General features: G+C 45.7%; 17 protein-coding genes and 3 pseudogenes. 4 read left to right on the forward strand and 16 right to left on the reverse strand.

Features of this window, described 5'->3' with window-relative positions:
• The first annotated feature begins 146 nt into the window (after positions 1–146).
• Positions 147–1,049, forward strand: coding sequence for a LysR substrate-binding domain-containing protein (locus MKY48_RS18205; protein WP_339293525.1), 903 nt, complete (start codon positions 147–149; stop codon positions 1,047–1,049).
• Positions 1,050–1,245: 196 nt separating this feature from the next.
• Positions 1,246–2,169 carry an LD-carboxypeptidase gene (locus MKY48_RS18210; RefSeq protein ID WP_339290232.1) on the forward strand — a complete coding sequence of 308 codons (924 nt, stop codon included), beginning with the start codon at positions 1,246–1,248 and terminating at the stop codon, positions 2,167–2,169.
• A gap of 331 nt (positions 2,170–2,500) precedes the next feature.
• Here the strand turns inward: MKY48_RS18210 and MKY48_RS18215 are convergent.
• Positions 2,501–2,824, reverse strand: a pseudogene (locus MKY48_RS18215) (ATP-binding domain-containing protein); the annotation flags it as partial.
• Between MKY48_RS18215 and MKY48_RS18220 the strand changes: the two are divergent.
• A complete protein-coding gene (locus MKY48_RS18220) occupies positions 2,751–3,413 on the forward strand; it encodes an SDR family oxidoreductase (protein WP_339290233.1) in 663 nt (220 codons plus the stop codon). The pseudogene MKY48_RS18215 and the gene MKY48_RS18220 sit on opposite strands and share 74 nt — an antisense overlap.
• Positions 3,414–3,681: 268 nt before the next feature.
• On the opposite strand, the gene MKY48_RS18225 is transcribed toward MKY48_RS18220, so the two are convergent.
• The 13 genes and pseudogenes from MKY48_RS18225 to MKY48_RS18285 all read right to left on the reverse strand — a co-directional run bounded on the left by MKY48_RS18225 (position 3,682) and on the right by MKY48_RS18285 (position 14,571).
• Positions 3,682–4,044 (reverse strand): DUF4181 domain-containing protein, encoded by a 363-nt coding sequence (locus MKY48_RS18225; RefSeq protein ID WP_339290235.1) that lies wholly within the window; start codon positions 4,042–4,044, stop codon positions 3,682–3,684.
• Positions 4,045–4,270: 226 nt separating this feature from the next.
• Positions 4,271–4,914: pseudogene (locus tag MKY48_RS18230) on the reverse strand (glycosyltransferase).
• A 151-nt stretch (positions 4,915–5,065) separates the two neighbouring features.
• On the reverse strand, positions 5,066–5,944 hold the full coding sequence (locus tag MKY48_RS18235; RefSeq protein WP_339290237.1) for an AraC family transcriptional regulator: 879 nt from the start codon (positions 5,942–5,944) through the stop codon (positions 5,066–5,068).
• Positions 5,945–6,034: 90 nt separating this feature from the next.
• Positions 6,035–6,912, reverse strand: a pseudogene (locus MKY48_RS18240) (ADP-ribosylglycohydrolase family protein).
• A gap of 53 nt (positions 6,913–6,965) precedes the next feature.
• Entirely contained in the window at positions 6,966–8,498 is a 1,533-nt protein-coding gene (locus tag MKY48_RS18245; RefSeq protein ID WP_339290239.1) for a DUF4179 domain-containing protein, read from the reverse strand.
• Positions 8,492–9,055 carry a sigma-70 family RNA polymerase sigma factor gene (locus MKY48_RS18250; protein ID WP_076321556.1) on the reverse strand — a complete coding sequence of 188 codons (564 nt, stop codon included), beginning with the start codon at positions 9,053–9,055 and terminating at the stop codon, positions 8,492–8,494. Before MKY48_RS18250 ends, MKY48_RS18245 begins: the two co-directional genes overlap by 7 nt.
• A 125-nt stretch (positions 9,056–9,180) precedes the next feature.
• Entirely contained in the window at positions 9,181–10,002 is an 822-nt protein-coding gene (locus tag MKY48_RS18255) for a DUF5643 domain-containing protein (RefSeq protein ID WP_339290241.1), read from the reverse strand.
• 283 nt (positions 10,003–10,285) lie between these two features.
• The gene (locus tag MKY48_RS18260) at positions 10,286–11,536 is read right to left on the reverse strand and encodes an MFS transporter (RefSeq protein WP_339290243.1); all 1,251 of its coding nucleotides are present in this window, start codon (positions 11,534–11,536) and stop codon (positions 10,286–10,288) included.
• Positions 11,537–11,655: 119 nt separating this feature from the next.
• Positions 11,656–12,051, reverse strand: a complete 396-nt coding sequence (locus tag MKY48_RS18265; RefSeq protein WP_339290244.1) for a VOC family protein — start codon at positions 12,049–12,051, stop codon at positions 11,656–11,658.
• A gap of 38 nt (positions 12,052–12,089) precedes the next feature.
• A complete protein-coding gene (locus MKY48_RS18270) occupies positions 12,090–12,320 on the reverse strand; it encodes an SRPBCC domain-containing protein (RefSeq protein WP_256720445.1) in 231 nt (76 codons plus the stop codon).
• Positions 12,321–12,714: 394 nt separating this feature from the next.
• Positions 12,715–13,212: a DinB family protein gene (locus MKY48_RS18275; protein WP_339290247.1), complete on the reverse strand. Its 498-nt coding sequence runs from the start codon at positions 13,210–13,212 to the stop codon at positions 12,715–12,717.
• Between the two features lie 234 nt (positions 13,213–13,446).
• A complete protein-coding gene (locus tag MKY48_RS18280) occupies positions 13,447–13,677 on the reverse strand; it encodes a hypothetical protein (protein ID WP_339290249.1) in 231 nt (76 codons plus the stop codon).
• A 117-nt stretch (positions 13,678–13,794) separates the two neighbouring features.
• Positions 13,795–14,571, reverse strand: coding sequence for a TerC family protein (locus tag MKY48_RS18285; protein WP_339290251.1), 777 nt, complete (start codon positions 14,569–14,571; stop codon positions 13,795–13,797).
• Between the two features lie 639 nt (positions 14,572–15,210).
• Between MKY48_RS18285 and MKY48_RS18290 the strand changes: the two genes are divergently transcribed.
• Complete coding sequence (locus MKY48_RS18290) at positions 15,211–15,618, forward strand: FixH family protein (RefSeq protein ID WP_339290253.1); 408 nt, start codon at positions 15,211–15,213, stop codon at positions 15,616–15,618.
• Positions 15,619–15,624: 6 nt separating this feature from the next.
• Here MKY48_RS18290 and MKY48_RS18295 read toward each other — a convergent pair whose 3' ends face one another.
• On the reverse strand, positions 15,625–16,311 hold the full coding sequence (locus MKY48_RS18295; protein ID WP_339265252.1) for a sulfite exporter TauE/SafE family protein: 687 nt from the start codon (positions 16,309–16,311) through the stop codon (positions 15,625–15,627).
• Entirely contained in the window at positions 16,302–16,526 is a 225-nt protein-coding gene (locus tag MKY48_RS18300; protein ID WP_339290254.1) for a hypothetical protein, read from the reverse strand. Before MKY48_RS18300 ends, MKY48_RS18295 begins: the two co-directional genes overlap by 10 nt.
• Between the last annotated feature and the right edge of the window lie 131 nt (positions 16,527–16,657).

A 16,657-nucleotide genomic window follows, 5' to 3' on the forward strand; every position in this document is an offset into this window, starting at 1 on the left:
GATCTCATGGAACCTTCCATCAATGCAGTGGGCGTTACCGGAACGTTAAGTATCAGTTAACGATTATTCGTTGACAGAAAAACAAGATGGAGCAACAATAATCAGTGAACATGATACAGCGATACAATAGAAAGCAGGTGAGATCGATAGAGTTAAAACAACTGCAATATTTCATGGCCATATGTGAAGAGCTTCATTTCACGAGAGCAGCCGAAAAAATGGGTGTCAGCGCACCCAATATCAGTCAGCAGATAAGAAGATTGGAAGAAGAATTAGGGGTTCTGTTGTTCGATCGTGTGGGTAAAACTATTGTTCTTACAGACGCTGGAGCAATTCTTCGTGAACATGGTGCTGCCGTGTTCAGGCATCTGCAGCAAGCGGACGACGCCATTGCTGATCTGAAGCAAATGCAAGGCGGATCTCTTTCCATCGGGGTCTTGCCCGGTGACGCGGATCTCATGTTTAATGCCTTGCTACTGAACTTCCATCAAACCTATCCCACCATCTCCCTGTCCCTTTTGGAAACCACAAAAGTAACAGAACAAGTTCTGGACCGAAGCATCGATGTCGGAGTAACCATTGGACCTGTTATCGATGATCGTCTCACGTCAATTCCTCTGTTTCATGAAGAGTTCTCATTAGCAGTAAGTATGAATGATCCCATTGCCACGGAGAACTTCATCCCCTTGAAGAGGTTGCAAGCCTTAAAGATGGTCATGTTTCCAGCCGACCACCAATGCCGGAAGCTGATCGACCGATTTTGCATGGACAACGGGTTTACTCTACAGCCGCACATGGTGACAACAACGTTATCTTCCCTCCTGCAGATGGTTCAGGGCGGAGTTGGCGCTTGTGTTCTGCCGCGACTTCTATTGGAGAATCTTCACAATCCCGACATCAAGGTTGTGCACCTGAGGAACCCTACGCCTTCTCAGGACATTTGTCTGATCTACCGTAGCGACAGGTATGTCGGATACGCCATGCGTACGTTTATCAAAACTTTGAGAGCCTACATCGAGACATCTATCCAACATTCGAAGTCTTCATAGAAGGCAGCACTTTTCTGATCCTTCGGCGATATAGCAAGAGAAACGAGCAAGCAAAGTCTGCCCCACTTCTTCTATCTCAACACAGAATACGTTCATTCAAAATCTTTTTTTAGTACTGCACTGCAAATTTAGTCAATATATTCTAAAGACATGATCGCGATGGCTTCTTCTATTTTCAGGGAAGGAAGAAATGGATATGCCGATACGTCCGCCTATCTTGCAGAGCGGCGATACCGTTGGAATCGTTACCTTGGGTAGCCCACTCGCTGCAAACATCATTAATGCACGAATCGAATATTTGAGAGCAATGGGGCTTAACGTTGTATTGGGTCAATATGTATATGCGCAGAATGGATTTCTTGCCGGCACAGACGAGCAGCGCGCCTCCGATTTAATGATGATGTTTCGAGATGAGCAGGTGAAAATGATACTACCCACCAGAGGCGGTACAGGAGTGGCCGGAATACTTCCGTACCTTGATTATAATGAGATACGAAATCATCCAAAAATCGTTACGGGTTACAGCGACATCACGGTACTCTTAAATGTACTGCATCAATACGTGGATCTAATAACATTCCATAGTCTGCTGCTTATTGACTTCAAACCCGAAACGCCCGCTTATAATTTCGATCAGTTTTTTTCTGCGACATCCGTATATTCATTAACCCGGTCCATCTTGAATCCACAGGGGATGCCGCTGATAAGCCGTGTTCCCGGCAACGTTACGGGGCAGCTTGTAGGTGGTAATCTGACATCGTTTGTCGATACGTTAGGCACGCCTTTCGAAATCGATACACGGGGGAAGATTCTCGTTCTTGAAGAAACACATGAACCCACCAATACCGTCTACAGGTACTTGAATGATTTGAAGCTTGCCGGAAAATTTCGTGACTGCATCGGCATTATTATGGGAGAATGCTCAGGCTGCCAGGCGGCTTATGGCAAATCCTATGAAGATGTAATCAACGAATTTGTTGTACCTCTCGGTAAGCCGCTTATAACGAACCTTGCTACAGGTCATGGTTTTTATAAAGCCGCTTTGCCGATTGGCGCAACCGTTAATCTCGATTCAGTCCATAGTAGAATAACTATAGTTGAACCTACCGTCAGCGTTTAACATCGGCTAAGACGATGAGCTGTATCATGTCTAGCGAAAAGCCTCGCAGAGCGGAGCCTGCAAAGAAAGTTCTCTGCCCTTATAATGTGATGTACGGTTCAGACTAACAAGCAGTAAAAAACAGCCTTGGCCGACTAACGGCCTAGGCTGTTTACAAGTTTACATACGTGCGAGTCGACAACTTTGTTTGCAAAGGAGCTAGCATGATCCCTGTTGTCTGCTCATCGAGCTGTGTATGGATAAACAAGGTCGATGAATAAATGGATCTGTTCCCGAAGTTTGGCTAAATTATGGGCAGCAGCTTATCGCAAAAGGTGTCCTCATCGATCCGTCAATATGCTGCTTGCTCATACAAATCAACAGGCAATGCCTGCACGAACGGCGACCAGTCGCCCGTTGTGTATACGTGAAGTCGGTGCATGGCACGTGTACATGCTGTATATAGAAGTTTGCGATCGTTTTCCCGGCTGTAAGCTCGAGATGATGCCTCATAAATCAGAACCGCATCAAACTCAACACCCTTGGCGAGATATAATGGAATGACCATCGCTCCTTTTTCAAAGGTGGCCGTCTCCTTCGTAATGAACTGCAATGCTTCGCTACCTTGCATCCGTAACGATTCAAAGGCTGCGCGGCTTTCAGCCGCAGTCTTCGTTGGCCAACATTTGCTGGAGCAGTTCGTCGCCAATCGTTACGTTCGCATCAAACAAATGGCGGATTTGTCCATTGTGAAATATGGACGAATTGATGCTAACTTTAACAACGCTGGTATTATGCCCACAGCTCCGCTCGCTGAGAGCAGAAAACAAGAGTGGAAAGCCATGTTGGACGTAAATATTATGGGCGTTTTGAATGGAATCTCAGCCGTTTTACCAATCATGCAAAAGCAGCATTCCGGAAAAATTATTACAACATCTTCGGTTGCTGGTCATGTTGTTTATCCAGATTCGTCTGTTTATTGTGGTACGAAATTTGCTGTAAGAGCAATTATGGAGGGACTGCGTCAAGGAGAAAGAGAAAACAATATTCAATCCATCGTTATTTCTCCTGGGGCAGTTGATACAGAACTATATACGTCCATTCATCATGAAGAGAATCGAAAGTGGGTGCAACAAAATTCTGCAAACCCTGAGCTCAGCATGAAATCCGAAGATATTGCAGATGCGGTTGCTTATGTAGTAGGAACACCAAATAGCGTATCCATAAGCGAAATGGTTATTCGTCCAACAAAGCAGCCTATTTAAATACATCTCATGATTCAGCGAGTGGGTTTATTAGCAACCATGGAAATTAACATCATTATCAAGAAAGAGGTTGTCCTTCAAGTCACAAAATGTGACCTCGGGCAACCTCTCTCTCATTTTACAAGCTCTGTCCATTTCGAAGGTGCAACGGGGCTCTGCCCAAGTCAGAGAAAGCAACCCTTTCGGGTGACGATGGAAAGCTTAAACGGCTCTTAATGGTTTGTTTAGATAAAAAAGTTTCCTATAGAATTTCCGTGTTCTTGTGTTGTCACACAAATAGCTCGACACCAAGGAAAAAGAGAAAGCCGCTAACACTTGTATAAGCACTGAGGAGGTATTGTTTGGAATCCTTATTGAGGCGTCTTTCAACAACGGATCGGAATGCATGCAGAATAGCTATTACAAGAATAACGTCCTGATAAGCCGATAATCTCCATTCCATAACAAACCTCATGTAGAAAAGGCCGATTAGAAAAACAACTACAATGATGGACTCCCCAATTAGATGAAATCGATTAATATGCTTATACAGCAGCCCATCTGAATCGTAGGATACCTTCAGCTTTTTTTTGATCCATAAGTACCCGGACGAAACGACGATCGCATACAAAATGATACTGAGTAGGAACATTCTAAAGCCCCCTTTCCCAAATTAGAGGCCAGTATCACTCAAGACCTGACTTGCTTCGTTTTTTAAATTACACTTATCTGGTAATAGAGGTTTATCATTCCTTTAAAATACACTATTTTCTTATTTGAATCAATGCGTAAACAAAACAGCACCTATGGAAAACAAGGTGCTGTTTTGAGTCTGAGTTCAATGATTGTTCCAACGATATCTGCTTCTTAAGCGCGCATCAAAATTTTTCAGGAAATTGTTTGACAATGCCTTCCGTCAGAATATCCGCTAAATGAATCATATGGATCTCGTTTTTGTCAGTTGCTGCAATATCCGCTTTCCAATCTCCTTTGATACAGCTAACGACGATTTCCGTAACCAACTGAAGGTGCGTATACAGCATATCTTGCAGCGTTTTAAACTGCCAGTTCGGATTCGCTGCGCTTAAAAATTTGGCGATATCGTCGGCGTTTCTATGCCAATCTGCCTCTAACTTGTCACATCTGCCTGATTGCCCGCTTTGGCAGCGTCTACAATTTTCACTGCGATCAGAATATGCTCTCTTAGAAGATCAGCCAGCTTATTGCCTGCGGCTTCTCCATAATATGGCTTGATCACATTGCCCATGTCCTGCTGGTTCCGCAATAGCCGGTCCAATACGTCCTTCTGATCAGGTCGATTGGATACGGCGCTGACAATATAGCTTCTTGTCCATATTGTGTGGTCGATCCAAACTTTCTGCATATCGGTTTTTAGCTGCACCATTTTGGGACTTAGGCAATCCTTCTCCTTAGCAGCCTTCGCTTGCACAGGTACTACTGGCGTCATGGTAAAAACTAGCGCCAAGGTTAACAGTAATGCCACCAATCCTTTGTTTTTCACATTCATCTGCTCCTCTGTATGTTTGGAATAAAACAATCTGTCTTATTATGGTTGAAGCATCCCATTTCATACAGAGGATGATTTACGAGACAGCTGTCATTAGATACAGGTTTCAATTAACAAGAAAAAACACACGTAATGGAGTGTTTTTCTACCGGACTACTTTAATTACAGGAACCCATAACTCGACTTTTTTTTCTTCTGTAAACACCTGTTTTCCTATACCTACTTCGATATCAGGACCTACTTGTATCACTGGCCCTTCAACTTGCTCATACCCTGAGGAAGGAAACCATTCTCCATAAATACGGTGCCATTTCTCCTTCCCCCACGGGACCATAACTTCAAATACGACCCATGTCATAGCTGGTACAGATAATTTAGAGAAGTATTCTGGACAGGGTTCTGTTGAAGCAACTCCCATGTAATAATCAAAATCTTGCTTCAGTCGTATTGCATCTCCAACATTCACATGCAAAATTCCATATGGTTCTAAATTGTTAAGTGCTTTCAATAAGTTGTACGTTTCCTTGTCTGTTGATCCCCAGACCTGTGCCACACCAGGATGTTCTCCAGAATCTACTGGTGTAACTCTATTACTTATCCCAACCACTTGAAATGCGTCCTTTTGCTCAATTCTAAACCTCATGGGCTCACTACCTCCTATTGATAATCGAAAGGTCATTGGAGGAAAAGCTTGTAGTGAATGGCTGGTATTTCTTGCCTCTGTTGGTGTAATTCCATGTAATCCTTGAAAAGCGCGAGTAAATGCGTCTGGAGAATTGTAACCGTACTTAATGGCAATATCGATCACTTTGACTGTTCTGTCCTGCAAATCAAATGCTGCGAGCGTAAGACGTCTGCGGCGAATATATTCTTGAAGAGGAATACCTGCCAGGTATGAGAACATTCTTTTGAAATGAAAAACCGAACAGTAAGCACGTTTAGCTATCTCTTGTTCATCAATCTCATTCTCGAGATTCTGATCGATGTAGTCTAATGCTTCATTTAATTTTTCGAGCACATTCATCCAACGACCTCCCTTCATCCTTAGAATAGCAGGGAATGATATCAGACATCCGGCAAATCCTGTTCAATTTCTGCAGGGTGACAAACAACTCTATGAAGTTTTCAGTGCATACAGCTGCGAAATTATCCGATCGAGTCTCTCTTGGATGAGGATCGCTTCCGCATATCGGGCAGGAATGCCCTCATATCCGTAGTAGATACCTGCCAACCCACCCGCGATGGCGCCGATCGTATCGGAATCTTCCCCTAGATTTGCCGCCTTCTGTACGACGCCTGCAAAATCTGATGTTTGGAGCAAAATATGTAGTACCCACCGGAAGGTATGCACCACAAAACCGCTTGCCGGGCAATCCGGCTGTGCTTCAATGATGCCTTCGTATTCGCTTCCCACCACCTCGGCCATGATGGCTGCTCTTAAATTTTCGCCCTGTAGAAGGCGTTGCGCCATTCGGTTGTACAAAACGCAGACTTCGGCGCACCTTGGATCATAATGCGTCATCCGTGACTGCAAAATTGTCACTCGGTCAATATCCACCAGGTCCTTATAGGCAAGAGCCACCGGCAGGCAGCGCATGAGGGAACCATTCCCGGCGCTTTGCCCTATATCCATGTGCGCAACAAAGGCCGCTTCAAACCAGTCTCCCTCGTATTTTTGAAAAACATGACGGATGATATTCCCTATGTCTTTGGGCCGTGATTGGTACCATTCCATAAAGAAACGCCCGATCGCCTCCAGCGGCTCATCAGGGTTTTCGAGTATCCCATCTGCCACGCAAAGCGTCATCACGTATCATCGGTCACTTCCCCCGGTTTCAGCTGCCACACCCCGCCACCGATAATCTCCGTCAAATAACCGTGCTTCTCCTTAATCTCCCGTTCGCTCATAAACTCCGTCGTTCCACCAAGAGCGTCGCCTACAGCCACTCCGTACAGGCCGCCCTTGATGCGATCATATAATTTGTTATCCATGCAACCACCTCATATTCATTCTGGAAAAGAAATCAAGTAGTGTTTCTTCACGGTCATCGTAGTGAACGGATAGGAATTGTAATGTCTTGGTTTATCCGGACCGGGGCAGCTTCCCGGTACATTACAATTTCATAGGTTTCCAGTTTGGGAGCGAAAACTCGTACTTCATAGTAATCGTCCTGTTCGCTTCTCACTCGTGCTTCCCCTGAATCTATCCCGATGCCTTTATCGAAACGCTCCTGCAATTCGGGATTTAAACTCCCTTTGGCTTCAGGGTACATTGCAAACAAAATACCCAAACGCTTGTTATGATCGTTACTTTCCTTTTTAATTTTCAATCGCAAATAGTCGTTCTTGTAACTCGCCCCGATTATTGTTAACTCCTGATCTTTAAAGCGGACTTTCTTTGGATACGTTTCGTCTAGCGAAAGGGTAAACGATCCGCCCGGGCTCTTTTCTGTCAGTAGCACTTGATCCAAGTGCAGCGTAAGAGAATTCACCGACTCATCGAAGTAAGGGGAGCCTGTAAACATAAGCTTGTTGCCGTTCATCCGTTTCCCACCGGGAACATCCACCATGTTCTGCGGGGTGTCCGTATGCAATTGGTACTTCTTCCCCTTATCATCCGTTACAAATGGGGCGGCTCCAGAATGGCCGAATAACAGATAGTAATCCGCTTCATCCGCGATTTTGATATCGAGATAGGTATTGGTCGGTGTAATTTTTATATGCTCCAGCGTCATTTCCCGCAAATCCGGGTCCCCCGCCACCTTGACGGTCTGATGAATCGGTATGATCCGATCCTCCAACCAGTCCGTATGATGAAAAGGAACACTCATCTTGAGTGTATCTGTTGTTTGTTTACCGTCTTCATCAACGTAGGGTCGAATACCGATTTCAAATTGCAATTCTTTAGGGTTTTGGTTTAAAAACATGTTGACATCCTCTGGATTTACTTCACCAATCCGGCTGATGACCAGTATTGGCTCCTTTGCATCACCGCTCGATTCGATCACAACGCTAGCGCTACTGCCTCCATCAGCAATTTCAGGAATATTTACGGAATAGACCGGTGCTTCCCTGTTAAGATCTAAACTGCCGTCCTGTCTTTTAAAGACATGTTGTTTCAAACGGTCGGATTTAATGAACACTTTATATGACAGCCTATCGCTCGTCAAATATACATCGCTGATGCTGACTGTCACCCCATCAAACTGTTTCACGACAGGTTCAAACGGACTGTAGCCATGGGATTGGGCGTTCTCAACGCCATCATGACCGCGCAGCGTGTCCAGCCAATCCGAAACGATGGAGAAGCCGGGAATCCCTTTGACCATAGCGGCAAGAGCCGGAGACTTCTGCACGGTGAAACCCAGAGATAAGGCCAATACCATGCAGGCTGCAGCTATTGTATACCTTCTTCTGCCGCTTCGCTGCCGGGGCTTCGTCACCACCATGTCCTCCTCCGGCTGCTGATAACAAAGCGGTACCTCCTTGGCAAATTGAATTAAAGAATCAGGAAGCGGAATTTCATCTAACGATTGCTGTATATTTTTCTTCAGCTGCCGTTCATCCTGGTTTAACATTCGATCACCTGCTCCATTTTTAGTCGGGATGCCGTTTGGCTCAGCTTTAGTCTGGCGGCATGAAGCCGCGATTTAACCGTCCCGGCCTTGATGCCCAGAACGTCGGCAATCTCATCGATGGACAGCTCCTGGTAATAATACAGCGCAATGACGGACCGATGGTGGATGTCCAGTGACATGACGCATTCCAGCAGTTCGGATCCCCTCTCTTTTTTCAGTACGGCTTCGAGCGGTGATTCATGCTCGTCCGGAAGCTCCAGCTCGTCGATATTTCCCGAAACATTAGCGTGCCGTGACCTTTGTCTGACCAGATCCAATGCACGGCAGGCCGCCAAATGATTGAACCAGGATTTGAAATTCCTTATTTTTTTCCCTTTGATAATGGCTTGATAAGCTTCGATCAGCGTGTTCTGTACCGCATCCTCAGCCAAATGAGTGGAGCGCAAAATAGCCGCGGACGTACTGTATACTCGGCTCAGCAGAGGTTCCACCAGCTTAAAAAAAGCATCTTTATTGCCTTTCCGGCACAACTCAAACAATCGTTCTTCGCTTTCCATCCTGTCAACTCCCAAAAGTACTATACAATAAAGGCGAACAGAATGGAGGTTCGGTTCATTATTTGTGCAAAAAAAAACAGAAACGGCACTGATGGCCGTTTCTACTTCCTGCATATGGTTGGCTTTTACTGGAGCTTAATCCTCATCTCCAACTCTTTCAAAAACGTAACAGGCGTCATTCGCTTAGTCATCACCTGAAGGGCCGCATTTCGATCAACCGCCGGGAATTCAAGTTCGTAGCGGTAGACACCGTCTTTTAAGCCGATCAATTCCTTACGAGTTAAATCCAGGGCCTTTCCATTTTCCACGAGCCAAGTTCCAACGTTTTGAATGGATGCCGTCTCCCCTTCGATCGACAACGTTAGCACGGTCCGGTTCTTTTCGAATTTCACACCCGTTACGGTCATGGTTCCGATCTTGCCCTGATCCAGCTTAACCGGATAGGTATCCGATAGCTTCGCCGTTACGGTGGATTTTTCCGCTAACTTTGTACTTTTATCATCATAATTGCCTCCTACATAGGGCTTGATGATAAGTTCCTTCGGTTTGCTCTTTAATGCCCCCAGTTTCTCTTTATAATAACGGTCAAACGTGCCGTCCGGCTTTTCGCGCATTTTGTCTTCCGCCTGAATACGGTCGTAAATCCATCCGTTGCTGTCCATGACGACATAGTTCATAAGCATAATATTGCGGTCCATTTCCGGATCCATATTTTCAGGGACATTCCGTGAAATGACATATTCCATGAATTTCGGAGTAGCTGTTAAAGATTCCAGTTCAAATACGGCTCCCCCGTATTCCTTTATAATAGCCGGATTCAGCTTGAATCCGGAGCTTACTACGCTTTGCCCTGCTTCCGCTTGGGAAGCCGCATGAACGGCGTGCGACGACAAAGTTCCTCCGATTAATAACGCTGCACTTAGATATACAATGGTTGTTTTTTTCATGATTATTTCCTCCTTTATCTGATGAAACAAAACACATATCCGGGCTCCTTTATCAATTTGGATCAAGATGATGCATTGTTGTTTCTACACTATAGGCGAAGGAAATAACAAGAAGGTTCAGACAGGAATCATTTTAGTCCGATGGATAGATTGCAAGTCACGCCATACTGACCGTAGCTTCATGGACTGCTTGTGCTGGAAGTTAATCACCACAAAATGAAGAAGAACCGACTCATTTTTCATAGCCGGCTCTTTTGCATTAAACCTTATAAATATCGCGAGATTATATCTCTTGTGCAGTAAGTACGTTATCCGGCGCTTTTTGGTTCATAATCGGCACCATGACCAGTGCGCCAAAGAGAAATAGTAATCCGGCTCCGCCATATATCGTACTCAGCGAAAAGGCATCCTTTAACGCACCAGCGAAAGACATGGAAATGACCATCATGCCTACGAACATCGGATTCAGAACCCCATTCACCCGACCGACAATGGAAGCATGTGACCATTTCAGGATCATGGTGCTGATTCCGATATGAATGCAAGGGAACACAAGCCCATTCAGAAATTGAACGGTCAGCGTGACCGTAACGCTCGTCGAATAACCGACAATGGCTGTGCAGACCGCGCCTGCCAGCATGCCTATTGCAAGAAGAACCTGCGGCGGAACCCGCTTCGCGAAGACGGCAACGATCCCCCCGCCGATCAGCATGGCTACGCCATTCACCATCAGCAGATATTGCAGGAACTCCTCGCTCCTACCCAGCCGCTCCGTTACGATAAACAGGTTGAGAGCTTGGGCTACGCCAACAGCAAGTCCTGCGAGAATGAACGCGAGTCCGAGCATGCGCAGCACTTGGCTTTGCCAAACATAGCGGAAGCCTTCCGCGAAATCTTTACGGAATTGCCCTTTGACTGCGGCCGTTTGAGATTTCATATTATCCTCAGGAAGGCGAATCAGGACGAGTGCGGAAAGCAGAAAGACCACGCCCATCACAGCGATGGATGTTTCAAGTCCAAACGTGCTGTAAACGAAGGTGCCAAGCATAGGGCCAAGTACCATGAAGATGGCCATCAGCGATTGAAATAAAGCCATCCCTTGCTGCAGTTGTTCTTCAGACACATGATACTTAAATAACCGCATACTTGAAGGTTGCGAGAACTGCGAAAGAATAGCCGAGATGAATGCGACAAGGTAGACGGATTGCCAAGAACCGTAATGTATGGTAAGAAGCACTACGAATACCGATACCGCGGATAATAAATCGCACCAGATCATCGTTCGCTTTGGCCTCCAGCGGTCAGCAAATGTACCTCCGATGAACGAAAAAACAAAAATAGGTGCGAATTCTGCTACGCTGATAAGCGAAATGGCGTATGGATCATTATTTGTTCTATCCGCAACATACAGGAGGATCGCGAAATTACGTACCCAGATGCCGATCTGCAGGAGTACGCTTGATAATAAAATCGTCTGCAGGAACCGATTGCGTAGAAGGCTTGGTGCATTGGTGCTTTTGTCGTGCCTATTCAATCTTTTCAACCTCCAATTTGTCTTTAAAAGATATCCGCCTTGATTATGGGTATGTCTCTCCTTTCCATTCCTTATTATAAGGACCTCATCATCGTTGACCTCCGCCTGAAGACTGAAATCTATATCAATTGCTGCGCTATCTCCCAGACATGTCCTGCCGGATCTGTGAAGGCAGCAGTGCGTACCCCCCATGGTCGATCCACTGGACCATTAAGTAGAGCAACACCTTGTTTATTTAATTCATTACATACTGCATCCACATCTTCCACCCTAATGGTAAACTGGAAACGAGATCCGGATTCTCGGCTTGCAACTGTTCCAGGATGGATCAGACCGTATGCCTCGGAAATATTGAGGAGGTTAATGCTCATATTTCCGAAATCAAATACTGCAGATACTTCGTCTTCATATGTGGCGGAAAATCGAAATACTTCTTGATAGAACGCTCTCACCCTTTGCAAATCCTCCACAAACAACGTTATAACATCTACATTCATCGACCCTAATGTCTTCATACGTACACTCCTTCAACAATCAGATTAAATGGAAGGTTTTACACTATCTGATTTGAACCAGCGTTTCCCGTTAACGTCAGTTGGTATTTGGAAAAATCAACGCCATCAGGACCGAGCATGATAAACTCCCATGTACCGCCCGGCTTCATATCAAACTGCTGAATAGTCATCGTAAAACCTTGTGGCCCCCACCACTTCGATAGGTGTTCCTCTTTCGTCCAAACATCAAACACAAGATCACGTGAAGCATCAAATACGCGGGTGATCACAATCTCGCATTCACCTACTTGCGTCGCAATTTTGTTTGTTGCATTTGTTTTGGTTCATGTCCATCCCTCCAATATGAATTTGACTTGTTGACAACTCCTATTTTCGATCATAGCAAATTAATAATGCATGGATTTCTTTTAGATTGCTCTTTTGAATAACACAATGATTACACTCGAAAACGCCCAGTTTCCTTAAATAATTGATTCAATAAAACTGCCCGTTATCTTCAGGTTTGGCTTCTAAGGCCGATTGGAATTAGAGTATCATCTGCTCAGTTAGAATATATTTTTTTGTCTATATCCGCTGACAAAAAAAGCCGCGATTTCCGCGACTTCGTATGTGTATGTGTTCTTGTCTCTTACAAGTGCCCTGCGACTTTTCGGCGCTTCTCGTTCACTTGCCTTCCTCATCGGCTGAGGGACCGTAGATGCCCGGCACCGGAATATCAAGCAGCCGCAAATATACCCCGAGCTGCGCCCGATGGTGAACCATATGGCTTAAACCGAAGGTGCGAAGCGCGACTGCCCGCGGTTGGCGCAGAATGATATGGTCGCCGTTCCGCAAGGTCCATTCCTCTGCGAGCGCTTTCTCATCGCATTCGGCTAACAGCTGTTCAAGCTTGATAACGTTCGCGTCAAATTCCTCCAGCATGTCTTCGCGTCTTTCCAAAGCTTCCCGCCGAAGCGGCACGGTCGAAAGATCGAATTCCGGGTAAAGAAAAATCGCGACTTGCCAGTTCAGCAAGTTGATCAGGTGCGTGGCGAGCCCGCCTAACGTCATGGATTTGACGTGCGGTTTCCACGTCATATGCTCCTCGGGTAAGCACTCCAGGATGCGGCGCGTATGGGCCAATTCGTGCAGAGCGTCTCCGACGATCAGTTGTTTCACCATAAATTCCCACTCCTCCCTAATATGGTTAGCATACTATAAATCCGATCGAGTGAAAAGGCTTGTCTCGGTCGTTCGGCATCCGATAACGGGACGACATTTCCAGAACATATGTCCCTCCTTTGCATTCGAGGACTCAGTAATCCCCGTCATCGGCCGCTGGCCCAGGAGCAGACGGCTGATCGCATCCGCGTTATAGCCGAACTTGTGCCAGCTACTACTATTATCAGTATGATATCAGTCTTTATCTTCGTATTCAGCCCTTAAGTACGTTAAAATCTCCAAGGTACTCGGTTTTTCTTCAATGCCTTCGTTCTGAAGCATTTTTACGTATAACTTCCTTGCTTCGGCTATTGTACATCCTGTTTTCTCTTGCACATATTTACAGACATGGAGCACATCGTTCTTTTGTAAATAATCCAAAACCTCAGCAGAATCAACCGTTTCGCCATTTATTTCATAATACATATATCAAGAACCCCTTGGTCTGTCTTTATTTGTTATCAATGAATCCTATTCAATCTGATGCAAAATGGCCCTCCGATACGGAAAGGCCATCTGCCTGCAATGAAGGAAAGCACGGAACTAGAGTTGACCGGTCTGTGACTGTTTATTTTTCACAGGCGCAAACCAACCGAGAAGAGCTATCGCCACCAAGACACCATAGAAAATAATGGTCCAGACTGTGCTATGTGGGAAATCATGATTTAACACCCCGATATCCTCATGGGCCAAAGTAATCACAGCGAGCTTGACACCGACCCATGCCACGATGGCATAAGCCGTGGTCTCCAGTGCTGGCCGCTGCGCAAGCAGCTTTACAAACCATGTGGCAGCAAATTTGATCAGAACGAGCCCGGCGATTCCGCCAAGCACGACAACCAAGAATTGTCCTCCGTCCATACCGCCGAAATCCGGAAGCGGGGAATCTGGGAGACCCAGTGCCAAAGCCACTGCAGCAAGAATGGAATCAATTGCAAAGGCGAGATCTGCAATAGCAATTTTGCTTACCGTTGGCCAGAAGCCTTTACCGGCAGCATCTTTCTTTACGTCCTCGCGAATATTCGTGTTTTCCTTACCGAAACGCGCTTTGATGATGTGCTTTAACCCGAGGTATAGAAGATAAGCAGCTCCGATCGCCTGTATTTGCCAGACATTCGCAATAAACGATATTGCAAACAGAGCAGCGAAGCGAAAAACAAAAGCCATAATGATCCCATAATTAATAGCTTTCTTCTTCTGGTCCTCCGGTAAGTGCTTCGCGATCACTGCCAGTACAAGGGCATTATCCGCCGATAGTAAACCTTCCAATCCAATTAGAATTAGTAATGCCCAAGCATACTCCAACCAAAGTGATTCCAACAGTACTTCTCCCCTCTTAACTGAGAAATTTTATGGTTAAACCTCTGACTAAAACAACTAAGCTCCAGTTAAAGCAGCAGAGGTTTATTCCAGTTTTGATTGTGCCATGACTCCCTTTCGTTATTACGTTGTCAAGTAACGTCTCGTTTCATTCATTTATGGCACAACTTTTTAATCTACTCTCTACAAGGCGACTTCTCGATCAGAAATCAAAAACCCCCTTTTCCAAGGGGATTTCCTTATGCACTCTTATTTCCGCCAAAAAAGTTGAACAGTCTGCCTTATCTACAATTAAACTCGATCATTTTCTCAAGTATTGAGAAATCAACCGGACTTTCCTACCGGATACGTATCAATTCTTAAGATTGGAGACCCGCCTTCCCATCCATCAATATTCCATCCAAATCCCAAACGATCTTACAGAGTCCGCTATCAAAAAAATCCACAACCAGGTCACAGGGAAATTCCAACATCCCTAGAAGGTTGCGGAGGGGATTAAGTTCCGGTATGGATTTCTTCTCCATATTAGGTTACCAGCACATATCCAGAATTAGAGTCTCATCTATATGTGCATGTTCTGACCTTTTCTTACATACCTATGAGAGAATACTCATGTTTTCAGGCGAAAGAAGGGATATCATGAAGACAAGATGGGGCATTGCTTTGTTGTTGCTCTTTATGATCGCGGCTATAATTCTGTACCGGCAAGTTCATGATCGTACCAAAGTAGAAGATCTTTATACCGATGGGCAGCTTCGCATGGAAATACAAACCGTTCACTCTGTTGCAGAACCCATGAAGGAGACGTCCTTTCAGGTTTTCATTACCGAGCTGCCTGAGAAGCCCGTTGTTAACGCCGATATCAAACTCAACCTCAAGATGCCAGATATGTTTTGTGGTGTGTTCCCCGCCGTAATTGTCGAATCAAAGCCGGGTGTATACAGTGCAACGGCCGTACCTGTTATGCAAGGACTTTGGCAGGCGGAAGCGGTCCTTCGTTGGGAGAATGAATATGTCACGGTGAAGACGTTGTTCAAAGTTCGCTAGTTCTGCTTACCATAACCATGGGTGAATTCCCGGAATCCATCCGTTGACGCTAAGTCCTTTTAAAATAGACAGCACTCCCATTAAAAAGGCCAGAAATCCGCCGAATTTACGCATTCCTCTGCGCCACTTTTTCGTTAAACTGCCGGCAGACAGCCCCGTTAGGAGCAAAATGGGAAAAGTCGAAAGTCCAAACACCAGCATGATCAAGAGGCCTTCCAGACTAGAACCGGATGCCGCTGCATTCATCTGCATCGCATAGGTCAAGCCGCATGGAAGAAAACCGAGCAAAAGGCCGGTTAAAAATGTCGCTACCAACTCATACCGCTGACCAAGCCGTTCCAATTTCAGGTGAAAAAAAGAGTGTCTCGGCAGATGAGCGTTATAAATGGGCAATGTGTACCGCCGAAAAGTCCACAGCAGAATGAGCAGTCCGCCAATGATGCTGGCCGCTCCTTGGAAACCTACAAAGCTGCCAGCCACATCCAGGAAAGAGCCCACCATCCCCATAAAACCTCCGATCACTGTGTACGTTGTCACTCTGCCAGCGTTGTAGGCTAACACAGAAGCAAGCGGAGAACTGCTGGTTCGAAGGGCCAGAGACGAAACAATCCCTCCGCACATAATCAGACAATGCGGCGCCCCCATCAAGCCAGTCAGTGCTACTAACAGCAATCCGCTCCCCGTCAATGCCATGCTCTTACCCCCCGCTGTACCCATAACTGGGGTCCAGGCGAATGACCGACAACCAGCAAAGAGCTGGCTTCCATTCCGGTTGTAATCTCTGCTTTTGGCTTCAAATCCTGTCCGAGCCTTCCTCCATCTATTTTCGGTTTCCCACACATACGTAATATCGTTCCAAGAAGCATTCCATCCCCCTTCCCGGCCACATTATATATGCCGTTCTTCATAGGATTGCCGCACCCATTCATTGTATGAAGGTGCGCAAATATTAAGAATAGCTATGAGGCTGCGTGATTATGGGGTTGGAGAAATTAGAGCTAGGTTTTCTACTAATATATTGATAGGTTACAAATTATGG

It is taken from the genome of Paenibacillus sp. FSL W8-0187, from assembly GCF_037969755.1.
GTDB lineage: Bacteria > Bacillota > Bacilli > Paenibacillales > Paenibacillaceae > Paenibacillus_AQ.